Origin of the sequence: Pseudocnuella soli, from assembly GCF_004347775.1 — a bacterium.
Classification (GTDB): Bacteria; Bacteroidota; Bacteroidia; order Chitinophagales; family Chitinophagaceae; genus Flavisolibacter; species Flavisolibacter aquaticus.
Genome location: NZ_CP037755.1, coordinates 3556095 through 3576094 on the forward strand (window position 1 = coordinate 3556095; position 20000 = coordinate 3576094).

The 20000-nt window shown below is 46.8% G+C and carries 19 protein-coding genes; 3 read left to right on the plus strand and 16 right to left on the minus strand.

Going from position 1 to position 20000, the window contains the following annotated elements:
* Positions 1-25: 25 nt before the first annotated feature.
* The 4 genes from EPD17_RS14610 to EPD17_RS14625 all read right to left on the minus strand — a co-directional run bounded on the left by EPD17_RS14610 (position 26) and on the right by EPD17_RS14625 (position 2886).
* A complete protein-coding gene (locus tag EPD17_RS14610; protein WP_204743168.1) occupies positions 26-448 on the minus strand; it encodes a nuclear transport factor 2 family protein in 423 nt (140 codons plus the stop codon).
* A 48-nt stretch (positions 449-496) separates the two neighbouring features.
* Positions 497-1114, minus strand: a complete 618-nt coding sequence (locus tag EPD17_RS14615; protein ID WP_132055351.1) for a flavodoxin — start codon at positions 1112-1114, stop codon at positions 497-499.
* A gap of 193 nt (positions 1115-1307) precedes the next feature.
* On the minus strand, positions 1308-1826 hold the full coding sequence (locus EPD17_RS14620; protein WP_240040635.1) for a nuclear transport factor 2 family protein: 519 nt from the start codon (positions 1824-1826) through the stop codon (positions 1308-1310).
* Between the two features lie 76 nt (positions 1827-1902).
* On the minus strand, positions 1903-2886 hold the full coding sequence (locus tag EPD17_RS14625) for an aldo/keto reductase (RefSeq protein ID WP_132055353.1): 984 nt from the start codon (positions 2884-2886) through the stop codon (positions 1903-1905).
* Between the two features lie 217 nt (positions 2887-3103).
* On the opposite strand from EPD17_RS14625, the gene EPD17_RS14630 reads away from it, so the two are divergent.
* Positions 3104-4003, plus strand: a complete 900-nt coding sequence (locus EPD17_RS14630) for a helix-turn-helix domain-containing protein (RefSeq protein ID WP_132055355.1) — start codon at positions 3104-3106, stop codon at positions 4001-4003.
* Between the two features lie 13 nt (positions 4004-4016).
* Here EPD17_RS14630 and EPD17_RS14635 read toward each other — a convergent pair whose 3' ends face one another.
* The 11 genes from EPD17_RS14635 to EPD17_RS14685 form a co-directional block, all read right to left on the minus strand.
* Positions 4017-4217, minus strand: coding sequence for a hypothetical protein (locus EPD17_RS14635; RefSeq protein WP_132055357.1), 201 nt, complete (start codon positions 4215-4217; stop codon positions 4017-4019).
* Positions 4218-4885: 668 nt separating this feature from the next.
* The gene (locus EPD17_RS14640; RefSeq protein WP_132055359.1) at positions 4886-5131 is read right to left on the minus strand and encodes a hypothetical protein; all 246 of its coding nucleotides are present in this window, start codon (positions 5129-5131) and stop codon (positions 4886-4888) included.
* Between the two features lie 79 nt (positions 5132-5210).
* Positions 5211-7580 carry an EcoAI/FtnUII family type I restriction enzme subunit R gene (hsdR, locus tag EPD17_RS14645; RefSeq protein ID WP_132055361.1) on the minus strand — a complete coding sequence of 790 codons (2370 nt, stop codon included), beginning with the start codon at positions 7578-7580 and terminating at the stop codon, positions 5211-5213.
* 12 nt (positions 7581-7592) lie between these two features.
* Positions 7593-8432: a DUF3037 domain-containing protein gene (locus EPD17_RS14650; RefSeq protein ID WP_132055363.1), complete on the minus strand. Its 840-nt coding sequence runs from the start codon at positions 8430-8432 to the stop codon at positions 7593-7595.
* Positions 8429-9187, minus strand: a complete 759-nt coding sequence (locus EPD17_RS14655) for a HipA family kinase (protein WP_132055365.1) — start codon at positions 9185-9187, stop codon at positions 8429-8431. The genes EPD17_RS14650 and EPD17_RS14655 overlap by 4 nt, the downstream gene beginning before the upstream one ends.
* A 59-nt stretch (positions 9188-9246) precedes the next feature.
* Positions 9247-10458 (minus strand): restriction endonuclease subunit S, encoded by a 1212-nt coding sequence (locus EPD17_RS14660; protein WP_132055367.1) that lies wholly within the window; start codon positions 10456-10458, stop codon positions 9247-9249.
* A complete protein-coding gene (locus EPD17_RS14665) occupies positions 10455-11909 on the minus strand; it encodes a type I restriction-modification system subunit M (protein WP_132055369.1) in 1455 nt (484 codons plus the stop codon). Before EPD17_RS14665 ends, EPD17_RS14660 begins: the two co-directional genes overlap by 4 nt.
* A 256-nt stretch (positions 11910-12165) precedes the next feature.
* Entirely contained in the window at positions 12166-13581 is a 1416-nt protein-coding gene (locus EPD17_RS14670; RefSeq protein WP_132055371.1) for a hypothetical protein, read from the minus strand.
* Positions 13582-14377: 796 nt separating this feature from the next.
* On the minus strand, positions 14378-14587 hold the full coding sequence (locus EPD17_RS14675) for a hypothetical protein (protein WP_132055373.1): 210 nt from the start codon (positions 14585-14587) through the stop codon (positions 14378-14380).
* Between the two features lie 78 nt (positions 14588-14665).
* On the minus strand, positions 14666-15673 hold the full coding sequence (locus EPD17_RS14680) for a DUF3871 family protein (RefSeq protein WP_132055375.1): 1008 nt from the start codon (positions 15671-15673) through the stop codon (positions 14666-14668).
* Positions 15654-15935 carry a hypothetical protein gene (locus tag EPD17_RS14685; protein ID WP_132055377.1) on the minus strand — a complete coding sequence of 94 codons (282 nt, stop codon included), beginning with the start codon at positions 15933-15935 and terminating at the stop codon, positions 15654-15656. The genes EPD17_RS14680 and EPD17_RS14685 overlap by 20 nt, the downstream gene beginning before the upstream one ends.
* Before the next feature lie 282 nt (positions 15936-16217).
* On the opposite strand from EPD17_RS14685, the gene EPD17_RS20000 reads away from it, so the two are divergent.
* On the plus strand, positions 16218-16388 hold the full coding sequence (locus tag EPD17_RS20000; RefSeq protein ID WP_165929622.1) for a hypothetical protein: 171 nt from the start codon (positions 16218-16220) through the stop codon (positions 16386-16388).
* Positions 16389-16451: 63 nt separating this feature from the next.
* A complete protein-coding gene (locus EPD17_RS14690; RefSeq protein ID WP_132055379.1) occupies positions 16452-17669 on the plus strand; it encodes a BT4734/BF3469 family protein in 1218 nt (405 codons plus the stop codon).
* Positions 17670-18501: 832 nt separating this feature from the next.
* On the opposite strand, the gene EPD17_RS14695 is transcribed toward EPD17_RS14690, so the two are convergent.
* On the minus strand, positions 18502-19962 hold the full coding sequence (locus tag EPD17_RS14695) for a hypothetical protein (protein WP_132055381.1): 1461 nt from the start codon (positions 19960-19962) through the stop codon (positions 18502-18504).
* Positions 19963-20000: the final 38 nt, after the last annotated feature.

A 20000-nucleotide genomic window follows, 5' to 3' on the forward strand; every position in this document is an offset into this window, starting at 1 on the left:
AATTCAACTTCCTGTCTTTCTGCTGCTAATGCACAATTTTGTGCGTATCCCGTACACTGCTAAAAGTAAAAACCAAAAGTTTCCAATCAGTGCCCAGCTTCTTATACACTTCTGTAACGGTAAATTCTGTCACAGCGTCGGCGCCCCTTACAACTGCGGTGAGGGTGATGCGGTTCCATACGATTGCATTGTCGCCAACAAGTTCCACAGCCACATCGTGTATGTCCGCTTTTTTGTACCAGATGCGCCCGGTTTTAATAATGTCCAATTCTTCAGCCTTTTTCCAGGTGCAGCTCATGTGCACAAATTTTGCCGCATCGTGAAACAACGCATCAAGTTTCTCCACATTTTTATCGGCCATCCATTGCCATTTTGCCCTTGACAGCTCCTTTATTTCCTGCTCGGTGCCGGCTGTTTGGGCCACAGCAGCGCTAATGCTTAAAATCATTGTCAAAAGGCAAATAATTAAACTTCTCATATTCCTATTATTTTGATGTTAATCAAGGGAGACCGCTACTTTGATTCTGCGTAGCCATTGCTGCACTTCAGCGGCTACTTCCTTTCTTTTTGCTCCTTCTATAACCAGCATCTGCCCGTCCCGCTCCAATCCGCCCTTAATGGTATACCCTTCTATTACCGTGCTATTGGGACACAATTCCTTCACTGTTTGAAAGCTGCTGCCAATTCCATACCCGCCGTTAGTATTGAACGGCACCACTTTTTTTCCGCTCAGGTCATACTGCTTCAGGAAACTTTTCATGGGTGGGGGCAACTGCATGCCCCAGGTGGGAAAACCAACAAAAACAACACTGTATTGCTCCATGCTGTCGATCCTCGTTTTTAACGGAGGCAAGTAGCCGCTTTCATTTTCAGCCGCAACCTGCTGTACAGTAGATCGATAATCTTGGGGGTAAGGTTTTTCCAGTTCCAGTGGCACCAGCCTTCCTCCCACCTCTTCTTGAATAATTTCAGCAACAGCTTTTGTATTATTAGTCCGCGACAAATAGACGATCAAAATCTTTGTGTCCCTGACTGGCTGTTGTGCCGAGGAACAACCCGGCAAAAGATAGAAGGATGCGGTAAGCAAGAAGGCAAACGAAGCAGTTACGTTCATGGATATGCACCTTATCGTGTCAGAAAAAACCGGCATATTTTACTTATTCGTTTGTTGCGCCTGCACCCCTATGTACCGATTGCCCACAATATTTATTTGGTTCAGGGCTGCCGTTAAATTGGTTAATTGTTCGGGTGTAAAAACAAAATCGGCCGATGCCATATTTTACTGCAGGTGCGCCACCAAAGCAGCCTTATTTTGTTTTCACCGGTCGGGCCAGCCTTGAAAAAGAAAGGGAACCCATCTTCCACTTACCACCTTCTTTTACATATACTTCCGTTACCATAAATGGGTTGGTGACTTCATTGCCGCCCACCACAGCCACAAGATCAATGTCATTTAGGAGAATGGCCGTATTGCCAATAATGTTCACATTTGCAGAATAAACAATGGCATTTTTATAATGAATGCCACCACTGCGAATAACCTCTACTTCACGCTGCTTGCCCCAGCTTCCGCCCATGTGTACAAACACTGATTTATCATGAAATAGCTCCGCCAGCGTATCTGCTTTTTTATCGGCCATCCACTGCCACTTGTCTTTTGACAATTGCACCACTTCCTGCTCAGCCGGGCCTAAAGTTGGTGCAGCATTGCCGCTTTGACCAGTCTGAGCAAAAGTGGCCTGGTTGCCCATCAGGAGCAAACAAAGGCCAAACAAAGAAGATTTTAGGCCTTTGCCCGGTTGTTGCACACACAGTTTAATGTTCACGATGTTTGTTTTATAGATTATTATTTTTTTGTACCTGAAAACCTGGTAATTCCAGCGGTTTTGCTTTTCTTATTTTTTACCGGCCGACCATCTTTTGGAGTTGTTCGGGATAACGTGCTCCATGCACAGGAATGGCAGCAAAAGCCTTATCAATTTCACTGATGTCATTCGGGGCGAGTTCAATAGCCGCTGCTCCGATGTTTTCTTTTAACCGGTGGAGCTTCGTGGTTCCTGGTATCGGTACAATCCAAGGCTTTTTTGCCAGCAGCCAGGCCAGGGCTATTTGTGCAGGCGTAGCTTCTTTTCCATTGGCTATGACGGCCAGGAGGTCAACCAATGCCTGATTGGCCTTACGGTTATCTTCGGAAAACCGGGGAACTGTGTTGCGGAAATCTGATTTATCGAAGCTGGTGTTCGCGTCAATCTTACCGGTTAAAAATCCCTTGCCCAAAGGGCTGAATGGAACAAAGCCGATACCCAATTCTTCCAACGTTGGCAGTATTTCCTGTTCAGGTTCGCGCCACCACAATGAATACTCGCTTTGCAGCGCCGTTACCGGCTGCACTGCATGTGCTTTTCGGATGGTTTGCACTCCTGCTTCCGAAAGGCCAAAGTGCTTCACCTTGCCCTCATCAATTAGATCTTTTATGGTACCGGCCACCTCTTCAATGGGAACGGCTGGATCTACGCGGTGTTGGTAGAGCAGGTCAATTACATCGGTTTGCAAACGCCTTAGGGCGGCATCCACGACGGATCGTATGTTTGCTGGCCTACTGTCAAGGCCGGCCGCTGTTTTGCCTTCTTTAAATCCAAACTTCGTAGCGATAACTACTTCGCTACGGAATGGCTGCACCGCCTCCCCAAGGATTTCTTCATTAATATAGGGTCCGTATGCTTCAGCAGTGTCAAAAAAGGTTACACCGCTTTCAAAGGCAGCCCGGATCAGTTTGACTGCATCGCTTCTGTCGGTGGCGGGGCCATAGCCAAAGCTCAGTCCCATACACCCAAGCCCGATAGCTGAAACCTGCAGACCGCTGTTGCCTAATGTGCGTTTTTGCATAGTTGAAATGTCAGTTGTTTAAAAATCCACTGATTTTAAACTTGGAAATGTGGATGCTTCAAAGTCTAATTCAGTATTCAGTCAAAGTTCCCCCAATCGTTTTGCCTGAGGAGTATACAGATTACTGTTTTTTATACCATAATTACTGATTTGTCGTCCGCCTTTCCATTATGGTAGCCAAATCCAATAATTTTAAAATTCATAAAGCCCGTGTAATATGGATGCCATCCGCCGTTTTGAAACGATCAGTGACTACAATGCATTTAACAACAATGAAACGCTGCATCCGCTGGTAAGCGTGGTGGACCTGTCGAAGGCGGAACCGCGGCAAGGCTCCCGCATGTACTTTGGATTTTACACCATTTTTTTAAAAGATGTAAAATGCGGCGACCTTACCTACGGGCGCCATACCTACGACTACCAGGAAGGCACCCTGGTGTTTTTGGCGCCAGGCCAGGTAGCGGGTGTTAACAGCAACGGCGAATATTACCAGCCCAAAGGACATGCGCTGGTATTTCATCCCGACCTTTTGCCCGGAACAGCGCTGGGCCGCACTATCCAGGACTATACGTTTTTTGGTTACCAATCATACGAAGCGCTGCACCTGTCGAAACGCGAACGGGAGATCATACTGGATTGTTTTTCCAAAATTCAATACGAACTGGAACATGCCATCGACCAACACAGCAAGCGCCTGATCGTTTCCAACATTGAATTGTTTTTAAACTATTGCATTCGCTTTTATGACCGGCAGTTTATTACCCGCGACAACGTACACAAGGGTTTACTCGAAAAATTTGAGGAACTGCTGAACGAGTATTTTCGCTCGGAAAAACCTCAAACATTAGGGCTTCCTTCCGTGGCATATTGCGCCAGTGAGTTAAACCTTTCGGCCAACTATTTTGGCGACCTTGTGAAAAAAGAATCGGGCCGGACCCCGCAGGATTATATTCAATCGAAGGTAATAGAGGTGGCCAAAGACAGAATTTTGGACCCTACGAAATCGGTGGGCCAGGTAGCCTACGAACTGGGCTTTAAATACAGCCAACATTTTACCCGCCTTTTTAAACAGCGGGTAGGTAAATCTCCAATTGAATACAGGGGTTCCTTAAATTGATCAGGTCGTCACTCTATTCTATTTCCCAGCCCTTTCGTTTGGTCCAATGCTGCGCAGCCCGGATCACCGCCGCCGCTTTTCGCTTCAGTATTTTGTTCTTTTGTTTTTTATCCATTGCAGCCGAAGTCAGGTGGTAGCCACCACACTCCGTGCAATAGTAAACGCGTACCGGTTTTTTCTCCCGGACTTCCCCTTTTGTTTGTATTTCGATCATTCGCTGTAACGCCAATGCCCGGGACGGAAACCTCGCCTTTGTACACATAGTTTATTCTTTTACCGAAAGCAAAAAGGGTGGCAGCGGAGCATACTGATTTACTGCAATCAGTATTTACTTAAATACTGATTATTAATATTCTACCCGTATAAAAATAAAAGCATATAATATTTTAAAACAAAGGGGAAAATAGTACAAATCCGATTGCGCTTATGCATGTTTGTTAGGGTAATATTTAAGTGGCGCTCCTTCAATATTTATTGTGGGAATTGTCGGCGAGGTAATTGCCCTAAAAATAAATCGGAAGGAAGTAGGGTCAGGTTTTTTGGTTGTACTGCACGCACCAGTGCAACATTGATAGGCTGCGTTTAAATCGGCACGGTTCAATCTGCTTATTGGTGTGGCCCGCTATGAAATGTCCGGGAACCCATGCATTTGTAGCAGATGCCCACCAAAACGGATTTGACCCTGCATGATTGTTTCCTCGCTCCCCAACATCGACCAGTTCATTAGCCGCTGGAAAGCCTCCGGTGCCACGTAGAGCTTTTAAACTTTTATAAATGCAATAAAAGTAGGTGTAAAGATGTCATGCCGAAATGACCACAAAGGTCCCGGCAGCAAACAACTTCTGGCTATGAGAATACCCGAGCCAAAAAAATTAAGAGCATTCAGTTAATGCTGGCAGGCAAGGGTAATTCTTCTGCCGGTATTGGTTGTGCCAAAGAAGCAAATCCGTATTTGGTAAGTTTCACATATACATTAAATGTGGAAGAAGCTACAGTGAGCGGCATGGGTAGTCCGTGGCAGTAAATATTGGTTGTTTCTTTTGACTCTTCTTGAACAGCAATGATGGCGTTTCCGTCAATAATTATCGACTTGCCTGTGATGGTTTCAAATTCAATTAACCGCTTCATTGATACTTTTTTGAAATTTAATGAATAGGTGCGCAGTTACAACACTACAGCCTATTATCATTGCTGCTTTTTCAACTGATTAAGCATACAAATACCCCTGAAACCCCACAAACATATTCCGGATTGTAGGTATGTCCCCCAAAGCCCTTTTGGCATCGGCAAGGGCATGGTACTTCAGCATTAACAGGTCGCCCAGTTTACTGTCGTCCAGTTCTTCTACGCCCTGCGATTCGTATTGCTGTAGCACAAAGTTGAGAAACTCCTGCTGGCGCGGTTCATAGGTGCTTAACTGTACTTGTGCTTTCCTGACACGGGCACTTCGGGCAACCATGTCTTTTTGAAATGAAATATAGGCGAGCACATCAAAGAGGTCGCAATTTTCGGCCTGCAACACCTTTTGAAACTCTTTCAATTGCGGCTTTGCAAAGCCTCTTTCGCCTAATTCTTCCAACAGCTTTTTTCGGGTATCGGGGCGGCTCCAAATGGCCTGCAGCTCCGCTTCATTTTGGAACAGGTGAGGGAGGGTGCCGTATAAGGACCGCAGGAACTCCTCGGCTGATATAGGCCTGCCATCGGGGCTCCAGAATGTGGTTTGCACCATGTGCTGCAACTGCCGCACTTTGCCATCGGCTAATTGCACACGGATCATCCTGCGCCCCGTACCATTGCAGCGACACATAGTATAGCCGCATACCTCACAAGGCTCGGGACCGGGCTCATTGAGGCAAATGCACGGGCGCTGGCCACAGTCGGCGCATGGTTGGGGATTCGGCCTTGGTGTAGGCTCCTCCGGTGGAAAGGGCTCGCCATCCCACTCAGGGTCATTGAAGTGTTCGTGGGCTTTTACAAAGTCGTAGATGGTAAAATAGTCCTTTCCATCAAACAGGCGTGTGCCACGGCCAACTATTTGTTTAAACTCAATGATGGAATTTACCGGTCGCAACAGAACAATGTTGCGCACCTCCGGAGCATCCACACCCGTACTCAGTTTTTGTGAAGTGGTGAGTACTGTGGGTATGCGCTTTTCGTTGTCTTGAAAGGCACGCAGGTGGCCGTTGCCCACTTCACCATCTTCCGCAGTTACCCGGTGGCAGTAATTGGGATTGTTGCTCCGGGCATATTGGTTGATCAGGTCACGTACGGCGAGGGCATGCTCCTGGGTGGCGCAAAACACCAGGGTCTTTTCGTCCTGGTTCATGCAATCCATAAAGACCTTTACCCGGTAGGCCTCCCGCTGCCTGATCTCAATGATTCGGTTCATTTCCGTCTCGGTGTAGCGCCTGCCTTCCTCCACTTCACCTTCCAGCACGGTATCATCGGAGGTAAACAGGTACTCGTCTATGGTGGTGTCGATCTGCTTTACCTTAAATGGCGTAAGGAAGCCATCATTGATGCCGTCCTTTAGGGAGTAGATGTACACGGGCTCCCCGAAGTAGTCGTAGGTATCGGCGTTGATGGTGCGTTTAGGTGTAGCCGTGAGGCCCAACTGCACGGCAGGCTTAAAGTATTCCAGAATAGCCCGCCAGGTACTTTCGTCGGCAGCGCCTCCCCGGTGGCATTCGTCGATGATGATGAAGTCGAAAAAGTCTTTGGGGTACTCACCGAAATAAGGTGTGTTCTTCGGTCCGCTCATGAAGGTCTGGAAGATGGTAAAGAACACGGAGCCGTTTTTCGGAACCCTGCCTTTTTTGCTGATGTCGGCTGGGTTGATGCGCACCAAGGCATCTTCTTCAAATGCAGAAAAGGCATTGAAAGCCTGATCGGCGAGGATGTTGCGGTCGGCAAGGAACAAGATGCGGGGGCTGCGCTGCCGGTCACCCTGGAGGTTCCAGCGGCTTTGAAACAGTTTCCAGGCAATCTGAAAGGCAATAGCGGTCTTTCCAGTACCGGTGGCAAGGGTAAGCAGGATGCGATCTTGGCCCTGGGAAACGGCCTCTAATACGTTTGTAATGGCATTCTCCTGGTAGTAGCGGGGCTGCCAGGTGCCGCCTTTATCTTCAAAGGGTACAGTAAGCAACTGGTCGCGCAGGGCGGCAGCTTGTGGTTGCAGCGCATTTTGCTGGCCAAAAGTGCGCTGCCACAATTCGTCGGGTGAAGGAAAAGAGGCTACATCACCCTCGATGCCCTCTTGCATATCGATAGCGTAATGCTGAAGCCCGTTGGTGCTGTAAGTAAAGCGCACCTGCAGGCGGGTGGCATAGTCCTTAGCCTGGCCTACGCCTTCCGTATAGAATTTGTCGCGGGCCTTCGCTTCGATCACTGCCAGGTTGCGGTTGCGGTACTGCAGTACATAGTCGGCCTTGCCGGGATTGGCGCGGTGGCCATGGCCAATAAGGCGTCCCCGGGTAATGGGAAACTCCATCCGTATGCGGCTGCCTTCTATTACGCCCCAGCCGGCGGCTTTCAGGGCAGGATCAATATAGTTAGCTCTGGTTTCTTGTTCGTTCAAAGGAAGTAGCAGTTAGTTATGTGAATGTTCCTCGATCAATTGTTTGATTTTTTTCGCGGTTGCCTCCGCGTCTGCATCCATTACCAAACTCACTTCAACATGTTCCGACCCTGTTTGCAGGTAGTTGCGTATGAACCGCTGCAGCCCTTTATGCTCCTGGCTAATGGAGGCGAGTAACGTAAGGGAAATTTTTTCATCTGCCTGCTTAATTCCTTGTAGGCGGCCTGCCCATTTGTACACTTTCTCCTTAATCGCCTCCTCGCTGGCCAGTGCAAAAGATATTGGCTCGAAGCAGTGCCATATTCCGTTTTTCCATGCCTTGTCGAAAACAAACGTGTCGGTCTTGGTCTTTACCCTATGGCTTGTAAGCTGCCTGGATATTTTGTAGTTGTCAAAATATTTTTTGTATTTGAGGCGCCATACGTCTTCGTCCGAAAGCGATGGCTTTTTTCCGGGATGCGCCTCGTACTTTTCAACCAGGGATTTGTACAGCCCATTCAGCGCCGCATCCATATCAATGTCGATGCCCTGCATCACCGGCGAAAGCTGTAAGGCGCTGTTGTCGGGTGGTAATAAAGAGGCGGTTATTTGTTCCAACTGAACGGAAGGCTTAAAAAATTCGTTTAGCTGTTTTGCAGTGCCGCGAACACTGGTTTCCAAGTGTCGCAATACCTTAGTAACAAACCGGCCATCAGCATCCGGAAAGCAGTGGGAAATACGGTGTGCCCTGCTGGTAACCCTGCAGTCGAGAAAGTGGGCTTCGGGTGAATAGAGGATCACGCCCACATTCAAAAACTCGCCGGTAAACTGGTCGTGTACGTACTTAACCAGTTGGTATTGATAAGTGTTCATGATGCTACAATTTGGGTGAGGTGCTGAAAAAATTCATCCTTGTGTTCCAGTATGCTGTCGGTATGCCTGCGTATGGCGTCCAGATCTTCCGAATGCCAGTCCTGCGGTACATACTTGTGCACACATTGCCAGAATCCATCATTAAGACGATCAAATCCCTCCTTATGTTGCTCCAAGGTCACTCCGCTACCTTTTAAGAGGGGGTAAAAGTAATGTTGTTTGTACAATTCCTGTTCCATGGGGCCAAGCTCCCAGGGACGTGGATTGCGGGCAAATGACAGCAGATCAAGATAAGAAAAGGCCAGCTCATGGTCAAATACCAGCATGTTTTTTCCGTTGCTGAGCACATTGGGCTTACCGGCGCCACGGTCGGCATTGCCAATGAACATGTCAAAAATAAATATGTGTGCAGCTTGGTCCATCAGCGTGTTGGCCATAACAAAGTGCTGATTAGGTACAAGCTGGTAGCCGGCCTGGTAGACAGTGCCGAAATTGAAACCGATGCTTTGCGCTGCTGCGGTGTATCCCGCCTTTCCGGCAAAGGTTTGTACAAAGGGTGGGGAAAGATGGACCAGTACTGGTGCTACGGCCCTGATTCCGATTTCAGCCGCCATCCAGGCACCCAAGAGTTCCCTGCAGGAGCTACGGGCACTCATCCGGTTGGCATTCCGGCATTTTACCACGTATTCGCCCCGATCACCGGAATTTCGGTCCACGCCCATTACTTTGAGCGGTTGGGTGGTTCCAGATTCCATAACTCCCATGTATGTTAACGCCTCTACCTGGGGTAGTGTGTAGTTTTGGTTGGTAATGCTCATAAGATTTCGAGTACTTTGGCGGTGGTCAACTCCCCGGCAAAGGCTTTTTGGAGGATGGTTTTTTGGAGTTCAATTAAGTGAGTTATTTTATTGGCATAAATTTCTTCTAGTTCTTCCGACTTACTGTATAACCTATCTAAAGTTTCAATTATTTGTACCTGCTCTTGAAGTGATTGAGGAAAATAGATTTTTATTTTTTTAAGCAGGCTGGATTTGATTCCAATAACTGTTGCACCTGTTCCTTTAGACATAATTTCTTGTCGAACAGAACTTGACATTAATAAATACTTTAAAAATGCTTGTTTCAGTATTCCTACTTTCGGCTGCATGACAATTACTCGCTGTGCAAAAGCAAGTTTTTCAGTAGTGTCAATTTGAGCAACATTTCCGAGTGGCGCCTCTGTTGTGAATATTACATCCCCAAGATTAGGAATACCCCTGGTCATCCAAGATTCAAAATTATCTGAAGCAATAAATTCTTCTGGTTCTTTTTGAATGTAACCCAATTTCACATTTTTGGCCGTTATTAACCTGACGCCGCTTTTTGTTTTTTCTGGAGTTCTCCCTCTGTAGTCTATCAACTTTACATAATCTTCTATACCCCCACTGAGCCAATCAGCTTTTGGCGTCAATGCTTTTTTTAAGTAGTTCTCATACAACTCCCGCGCATTCCTCAGGTTCTGCTCCGCATTAGCCTTGGTTTTGGCTATGGCAGCAAAGCATTCATCCAGTAGGGCTACGATGCGTTGTTGTTCTGGCAGTTCAGGGAGAGGAATTTTTAGGGATTTGACAAAATCAACTTTGATACCGTGGACTGTCATTCCTGTCCCGGATGACACAAGAAAATTTGCGATAGATTTAAGCCAATAGTACAAAAAACGACCATCAACCTGTTTTGCATTTTTAGGAATTAATGCTTTTAAGTCTTGGTTGATAGCAGTGTCATTTGCCAGTATACAAACTTTGCCAAGACCTACTCTGGTGGCAATGACTATACTGCTTTTCGGAATCACATTAGTTGAAGAGCCTTTTACTGCCTCTTTGGAAATACGGAACTCAGTTTTATCAAGGAGGTCTTCCTTCATGTCTCGAACCGTTGCCCATGGTATGTCTCCAGTATAATAACTGGCATTGCTTTTTGAAGGTGTACCACCGCCGATAATATCACAAACTTCACCGAGCATTTTTACAGGGTAGGTAGACCTCATAACAATTCCATTATTTCATTCAAAATTTCCGCACTCTCTTCATCCAGCGCCTTCATCTCCGCCAGTATCTCGGCCGGCTCCCGCAGGGTGCTTTCCGCTTTTTTATTGGGGTTCTTTACGCTCAGGTCATAGTTGTGGGTTTGCACATCGGCCAACTTTACCAGCCAACTTTTAGAGCCTACGGTGCGGGAGGGCTGGAGGGCCACAAACTCGCGAAGGTCTTCGTCGTTCAGCGGATTCGTTTTGCCCATATTGCGGCCCGGGTCCAATTGGTAGTACCAGATGTTCTCGGTCGGCTCGCCCTTGGTAAAAAAGAGCACTACCGTTTTTACACCCGCCCCAAGGAAGGTGCCTCCGGGCATATCCAGTACGGTGTGGAGGTTACAGCTTTCCAGCAGGTGGCGCCGCAGGGCTATGGAGGCATTGTCCCCATTGCTCAAAAAAGTGTTCTTGATCACCACCGCCGCACGGCCGCCAGCCTTCAGGCTTTTGATAAAGTGCTGCAGGAAAAGGGAGGCCGTTTCGCCGGTTTTAATGTCAAAGTTTTGCTGCACCTCCTTGCGTTCCTTACCGCCAAAGGGCGGGTTAGCCAGGATAACGTGGTGGCGGTCCCGCTCCTGTATATCGCGCAGGTTTTCGGCCAGCGTGTTGGTATGGGTGATATTGGGGGCCTCAATGCCGTGCAGGATCATGTTCATCACGCCAATGATATAAGCCAGGTTCTTTTTTTCCTTGCCGTACAGCGTGCTTTCCTGTAGGGTTTTAAGGTTAGCCGTCGTCTTTTCCATGCGCCGATACAGGTAGTCGTATGCCTCGCAGAGGAAGCCTGCACTGCCACAGGCGGCATCGTAAATGGTTTCGCCTATTTTGGGCTGCACCACTTCAATCATGGCGCGGATGAGCGGGCGGGGCGTATAGTACTGCCCGCCGTTGCGGCCCGCATTGCCCATGTTCTTGATCTTGGTTTCGTACAGGTGGCTCAGTTCGTGTTTGTCCACCGCGCTGCGAAACACCAAGCCATCGGACAGTTCAATCACCTCGCGGAGGTTGTAGCCGCTTTTGATCTTGTTGTTCAACTCGCTGAAAATCTCCCCGATCTTGTATTCGATGGTCTTGGGGTTGTCGGTACGCTGCTTAAAGCCGGCGAGGTAGGGGAAGAGCTCCCGGTCAACAAAGCGCACCAGGTCGGGGCCGGTCATGGCCTTATTGTGGTCCACCTTGCCCCCTGCACCCATGGGCATGGCCCAGGAGCTCCAGCGGTAGGGTTCGTCCAGTATGTAGGTGTAGTCCTTTCCCTGCAGGGCGGCTTCGTCAGCCCGCTCGGTTTCCAACTCGTCGAGGTAGCGGAGAAAGAGCACCCAGGAGGTTTGTTCAATATAATCAAGTTCGCTATCGGCACCGGCATCCTTCCACAGGATGTCGTCGATATTACGGAAGGTTTGTTCAAACATGGTTTTTGGTTTGGCTTGCCGGGGTGTAGATGGCCAACATGGAGCAAAAATAACAGGCAGGCAATCAGTTCCGGCAGATGCAAATATGCTGTTTTACGGGCATAATGGGTCTGATATAAACCGGAAATACTTTGCCGGGTGCTGCATGCCCTGCAAACGCTGGAGCAACGAAAAAGCCGCAAGCAATTACGGTATAACCAGGCAACAAAAAGAGCAAGACCGGAGCCCTGCTCTTTTATGAATGTAATAATGCGGACTACCGGTTCAGGAAGCTGTAGTTAACCGAAAGGAAAGCCCCGAGGGTAAGCCGGTCAACCACTACATCTGAAACTGGCTGGCGGTACTGTGTGGTGGTGTTAAAGGCACTTGATAACCTGGCTACCTGCCCTGCAATGATGCCAGCAGTAATGAGCAGCCTGTTGTCTTCGCCGCTGATATATGAGCCACCCAAAAGCACCCGTGGCTTTGGCTTGGATTCAATGGACAAACCGGCACCAAACGAAACACCCCAGTAGTTGGCCTTGTAATTATCCTTATCTGCCTTCCAGCCAACATACGCAAGACTGTTGATGCCCAACTGGCCTGCACCCAGGCCATTGCCAGTTAGCTGGTAAAGCGTATCCCCTGGCTGGCTTCCAAGCACCGTTTTGTTGGAGTATGACCGGCTGGAAAGGGAACTGTAGTGAATGCCCCCGCTGATACCGGAAACCTTTTGCTGTATGAACGGAAGCACAAAGCTGGTTTTGTAGGAAGGAACCACCAGGGAATCGAAACGTGGCTTAAACTCGATGGATACTGTTTTGGCCCGCTGCATCATAAAAATGGGAGCCGAAGTATAGCAGGTACTGCTGTTGGCCATGATTTCCAGTTGTGCTTTTAAATCAGCAAAGTTTTTGTGGCTTACCGCCTTGGCTGCTTCTGTTAGGGCAGTTGCAGCTTCCTTGTAAAAACTCGCAACGATGGCATCGCCCTCCTTCAGGTTTTGATTTTTGTCCACCTGCTCCCGGTACTTTGAAATGGCAATGTGGTATTTGGTTTGGTCATCACGAATTGTCATTTTCAATTTGTTGATGCGTTGCCTGTAACTTTCCATTGTCCGCTTTACCATATTCATCTTACCAGCCGAAGCCCACTTTGAAAAATCGTCACAAGATGGGAACATAACCCGCTGCGCTTTAAAAAAGTCTGTAACACTTAGGTGGAAATTTCCTAACTGATCATAAAAGTCATCAAGCATCCCCTGTTCCTTTTCCATTACTACTACCTGCGCTTGCAAAATACTTTCGGCATTTTCATAGGCAATTGTTGGATTTCTACTTGGTATAACGGCGGAGTCTGCAACATTATATCCATCCTTCATCAGTTCCGTCCTAATTCCAAAATCAGCAGGTATTTGCATAATCTTAGCTACGTTTGGCATTGGATTACCAAGGGGAATAGGACCAACTGTTGACGCCAGGTTGGCAACGATTCCCGAAAGGTTTGCTGGGTCTACAAACCAGGAGAGTAATTTGCTGTCGACAGCTGCCGATACGGATGAATCCCGATCGTCAATCAGCAGTTTGTAGAGATAAGGGTTGTAACCAACAACCTTTACCTGGAAGGCACTTCGCTTATCGAGCTTTTCGACACCTTTAGGTACATGAAGCTGTTTGGTTCTGAAATCGTACAAAATTGTAATTGTTGCCTGGGGAGTTCCAGCGTTTTGAGCTTCAGCACAAGGGCTTAGTGGATCTTCGCAGCAACATGGCCCGGATCTAACTAACTTGTTTATTACAGTGTCAGTTTTTGAAGTTGTATCTGGTATGCTTACAGTCGGGTTAGGGAGGTCGATATTTGCCGAATCAGTCTCTCTATTAATTCATCCTGTATCTTGCTGTGCATTTACTGCAATCGATAAAGCTGTTGTCAGGGCCAAAAGCAATGTCGTTTTCATAATTTTTTGCTCAAAGAAAATTGAAAGTAAAAGACAACGCAAGGGGAATAATACGGTAAATTTTAATATAACATTTTTGTATAGACGATACTAAGGATACACTACCACACCAATAAATAGTCCAGGAACTATGTATTATATCCAGTGAACAAATAATCCAATTTTTATTTGTAGATGCAGTATAAAGTCTATGTTAGGCTATAAGCTTAAAGGTGCCAAATCATTTAATTTTAGTATATAATGCATCCTTTACCGCTATCATTTCGGGTTTTACTTTTTTGGGGTGTTTTTAGCCCCTTGGAGGGTACCTCCTACGTTTTCTGCACAAAACTGATATTTGCATTGGTATTGTTTCTCTTTTTTCATTAAGGGCAACCTTGGTAGGCTTTATGTGTATTAACATACCTAAACAGTTTGTACAAAACCGACAATATTTGACGGAACCCGTTATTTTCTGACGGCTTTTTCTTACGCCCCCCTGAACCTCATCGGGATATAAAATGGGGCAGGCCAATGAACCTGCCCACGAATATTAGTCCTTGCTGAAAAGCGTCAGTACAACCACCCAAAAACTACCCCACATAAATAGCTGCATCAGTCCCTCGCTTGCTCGCTTGGATGCTGCTTTGCTGATGCCGTCACAATTATCCACTGCACCAATCAGCAGTACGGTTATAACAAACCCACCCACGATGGTTACTAAACACCCGTTAATAGGGTTACATCCCCGGTTGTTGCTCATACCTATATGTTTTGAAATAAATAAAAAAAGGGCTGGCCTAAAGCCAACCCGTTTGCATGTGTTTTAAACAATTCCCTTTCAGCCCAGGAACCAATTTGAGCCCTTATGTTCCAGTGCATAAGCCAGATCAGCGGTAAAGCTGGAGGCATTTACAGCCCGGTCCAGGAAGGTGTCGATGTAAGATTGCTTATTGGCTGCAGTAAAGAGGTTATACAACCGCCACAGGTTAATGTCTCCACCAGCATCCCGGCAGAAAGACTGGTCCCGGTAGTAGTCCCGGCACACTGCATTGATTTGGGCATCGCCAAACTGCATGTCCGCAATGTTTTGCTTCAGACCTGCAGGCAGGTGCTGATACATGCGGCACCGGCCAATGAGCTGGGCAAATTGATGCTCGGCAAGGCTGTGATGCTGCAGCCGTTCCATCTTCCTTAACTGCGTAATAGCATCGAAGGAAGACACCAGGTGAAATATGGCAAGCCTTAATTGTTCCAGGCTCTTAACCTTAACGTCATAGGTAAAGCCGTCGGACCACACACAAAGGTTCGTGCAAACCGACACCTTAAACCCAATGAAAATTTTAAAGTGTTCCTCGGTTCCCCTTCGGCCACCCAGGTTATCCAGATTGTAAGCTTTGACCCCACCAATTGTCAGGGATAGCCGCTCCCCGTCAATGGTGTCGGAAATGGTGGGCACTTCAATGATGAATGCCATCCTCTCGTAGTAGATGGTCTTTTCGTGCTCCAGGAGCTCGCTGGCGGGCTTATTCCGGGCTTCCGGCACTCTGCCCTTAATGGGATGAGAAAGCCTAATAGATGGGCTTAAAATGCGTTCTGCGGGGAATGTGTTGTGTGCTATTTCTTCGGTAGCCTCAATGAAGTCCACCTGAGAAATCAGCGGCTCATTATCACGGGCAAACACGGGAATGATGTGGTGGTTACGCAGCTCCATTAGGCTGCCCTCTACTGTGTTGGCTTCGATAAATGGCGTGCGGGGAGCTGCAGGAATGATGTTGTTTGCAGCTACCGTTAATGCGGTGTGTGCAGGCGTGTTTTGCCCTTCGGGATTATACAGTACGATTTCCATTGCTTGTTGTATTAAGTTGAGGTTTGAGTGTCTGGTAAATGCTGATGGTGTGTTGCTGTTCAAACTGGTCGAACTTGTTGTCAAAGGCAGCGATCATTGCTTCATCCAGGATTAAGTCAGTTGCAAAGAGCAGTTCGATAAGTTCCGCCGTGCTGGTGCAGTCGTTGATGGCTTGCAGCAGTTCCGGCGGCACCTTAATTGTCTTCGGGTAAAGCCAGCTACATAACCTTCGTAGAAAACTCCCTTTCGTTTGTATGCTCAAAGTGCACATACTTTTGTTTTTAAGGTTTGCGAAACATGTAGAAACGACAAAGGCACCTGCATGTGTAAGTGCCTCATTGTTTCCCTACTGGTTGATGATTACGAATGCCGGGTTATTTGCCAGCTAAGGTGCTCGGATCACAATTGATTTTTTTGGTGGTGATAAAAGAGGTGCAAGTGAGGATGAAGACGGGCTGCTGGTACGACGCCAACTTCCGGATTTTTTCTCGATCGGCTGGTCTCGGCACGACATAAAAAATGGTCAAATGCAAACCCCGGGGGTATGCCAGCCTGCTACGAACGAGTAGGGGGATATGGGCGAAGAGCTACTGCGCTTCACCCATCAGTGTTTCAAAAAAATAAACAAAAAAACGCAGAAGAAATTACGTATTATAAAAAATATAAAAATGTAAATAAATCAATACCAGTTAACAAAAATAACTTTAAAGATTAAGCACATTTAGTCCAAAAAGCGGCTGCTATTTTTTTACTTCGTTTTTCAAATCCAAAAAACCCCATGAAAAATTTCAATTTATCCCGTGCTGGGATCACAAGCACCACATTGTCCGAAACAATATCCTTTGAAGAATTGGTCCAATATATTAAGGACCACCCTAACGAAGCAACTATCAAATTTCTTCGCTCCCAGGAATATAAGGGAGAAGAATATCGAAGATATAAAAATAGTCTTCCATACGTCATGCCCCACGCCACATTTCATGGTTTAAGGAAAAAGGAAAATGCTGACCAGCCAACGGGTTACATTTACCTGGATGTAGACAAGAGCGACTTACCTGAAGGATCGGAAGCAATGAAAAAATACATTTTGGAAAAGCATGCCAATAAGGTGACCTTGATGTGTACTTCTGTAGGGGGCTGTGGCATTTCCATTTATATTAGGATTGGGAACCCGGAGGTCTTGACCATTGAAAATTTCGATTCTGCCTACCATTATGTGCGGACTGTTCTTTTCCATGACATACCTACGGATAACCAAGCAAGCGGTATAACCCGTACGCATATAATCCCTGCAGACCCGGAGGTGTACACCAACTTAGATGCCTGTGTCCAATTGCCTGACTCCGGCTTGCAGACCAGGAAAACTGTCAGCAGCTGTACTAAATCCCTCTCACTTGGTTATACAGGTAATGATAAGTTTTTGGATATAGACCATGTAATGAAGAGAATGAAAACCCAAACCACAGTTGATGTTGGTGATTTGCCTGTATTGGTCAAGGATGTAGAATACAGCAAGCTATTCATCCCTCGTATAATACCCGATGGCAAAAAGCATGCGACCTTCAGGGCTATGGTTAATTCCATAAAGTTCAACAACCCTGACTTTACACTTTTGGAGATTCTTTCATTTGTGAATTACATAAACGCCAATTATACCGCGAGGAGGCCAATGGAAATTCGTGAAATGAAAAGAACCGTGGAAGCCGAATACGATCGTATAGAAAAAACGGGTGAATTTAAATGTACAAGGAACAAGCGTTATCATTCCAACCCCAGGGATACCCGTATTATACGCATCCGGAATGTTGCAAAAGTGCGTGGGGAAGAACGTAAACAAAAGAGTATAGCGCTTATTGCTGAAGCTGTTCAACAACTTAAAGAAAGCGGTTGTGCCAGGCCAACCATTAAAAAAGTGGCCACACATTTAAAAGGCAAACTTTCCGAAGTCACCATTAGCCGTCATTGGCGTACTGTGGTGCCAAAACGCATCGTATAGTAAGAAGAAGCTACAATTACACCAGCTTTTGCCATTTCATCTTCCCTCTTGGTGAATAATGGCAAAAGCTGGTTATCAATCCAAAACCATCATGATGAAAAACTATTCCTCTCCGTTATGGCATGCTGTGCATTGATACGGAGTTTGTTAACAAATCAATGCCTTGGGCAACTACCGACGAGTGTCAACTTCTTATATATTCAGAATAGTCCACCTCCGCAGAATGTATTAAAACGGGATCTTCAATAACCACTTTTTTACCTACCAAGAGGCGCGGAAACACTGCCGGCTTCCATAAAATTGCCTTCGTCCACGGGGTTGTTGGGAGTGTTCATGTTTTTTGTTTTACTGTAGTTATGAAACAGAAAAAGGCACCCAGAGTAAAGGATGCCTTTTGTTTTGACTGTAACCAGGCGATGGTTACGTATTGCTGAATGGCCGCATGGTTAAGGTGCACGTATCATATTGTTGATTCTTTACGGGGATGGTGGGGCTGGCGGCGTATTTCCTTTGCCTGGCCAATTTTTCCGGCTTCGAATTTTGTCATGGCCGGAAAGAAGTTGCGGATCTGTGTTGGCGGGGGATACCGGCACCGCTGCTGGGGAGTAGGGGGTGTTTGGAGGAACTGCTGCCTTGCTCCGCGTTCAAAAAAAATAGAAAAAATTTTAAAAAAATACGCAGCTCCTAACCGAATGTAGTCCCGGTTGTGGCCAGCAAGCATACCTTCAATCGCCACGACTCAATAGTTGCGGCCCAGCATGCGGAGTACGTTGCTTGTATGTAAAACGGCATCGTGGGTATGGAACGCAATTACTTAACAGAAGAGGAAAATTCATTGTGCCTGCATCGAAGTGAGTACCTCGCAGGTGAGTGTGGCAGGGTATCCAATCCACTGTTGTAGCTCCTCCTGCATGATTTGCCTGACAATATCTTCGTTCCCTTCGGTAGTGAGGATACAATCATGAATAGTAAAAAGGGGAATCTCAGGGAATGAGGCACCGATGCGCTTGCAAATGACTTCAAGAAAAAGGTAGCTTTCGATGCGCTGGAGTATTATCGCAAGGTCCGTATAATCCTTTTCTTTAATTTTTGAGAAAAGAGCATAGACCGCTGGAAAATGGCTACGGAAGGTTAAGGCAGGCTCATAAAAGGGCTTCCAATCATCTGCTGGGTTCATGTATAATATTCGGAGGATTTCCTTTTTCACCTCCTTCCTGCTGCCAAATCTGTCAGGGTGCTTATGCTTAAAAAGGTCTTCAATAAGCTGGTAAAAGTCGCCGGTGACAAACTCAATGTATTTTTCGAACCCGCCAAACCCTTGCTGGGCCTGATCTTCCCATGATTTCAACAACCTAATGATACCAACAGGGAAGAAAATTTCCTGTGTACTGCCTTTCCCCTCCTTCTTTAAAGGTTTTATAACGGATTTTTTGAATATATGGGCCAAAGATAGAACCCCGTCCTGAGCCTTTTTGCTCTGCCAAAATGTCGCCCGCAATAAGGCCAGGGAGAGGTAGGGCTGAGAGTTCTTCTTATCCAGTTCAACAAGTGGCAGCCCATTATAGGATAGAAAAGTACGCAGCTCTTTTTTCAGGTTACAGATCGGGTTGTAAAACCTTCGACCACGGCCACTAAACCCATAGCTGAAATGCCCCGCATCAATCGAAGCCACATGGCTTCGGTAGAGCTCACATGTGTCGATGCATCGGTCAATCTCAAACTGCTGGTCCGCCTGCCCCTCGAAATTTAAAATGGCGTTGATCTTTTGTTGCTGGTGCTCCTCAATCCAGGCCAAAGCAGCCTCGCGATCAATTTCAAGCCCCGAATGGTCCCACCATTTTGTGAGGTAGGGCACTTGTTTTTGAATTTTTTTCCGCCGCCTCTGCTGCTCCATAGCGGCCTTTCTAATGCTCTTGCGAAGGGAAAAATCTTTAATCTCTATGGTCCTCAACTTCTGCCCCGTAAATGGGGGATTAAAGCAATAACCATAACACTTTTCACCAGGCACATAATGGAAATCACAACTGATGATACCCTCCTCCCATAAGTAGTCTATGTATGCAGAATAATTATGCACTACCGATCGAAGCTTGCGGCTGGAAACTTGCGCATAATTGGTTTCATTGTCCTCCATTTCCTTGTGTTGCCGCTTGCGAGCCTTGATGATTGCACCGCATACATACAACAAGGTATCAGGCTTCAATTTGTTCTTTCCGTAAAAGGCGTGGGGATTTAACGCGATGACTTTATCGATGTCCAGATTTTCCGGCACCTCGACACAAAACTTGTTCATTGGGGTGGTGTTTTATATAGGGTATTGGATAGTTGCAG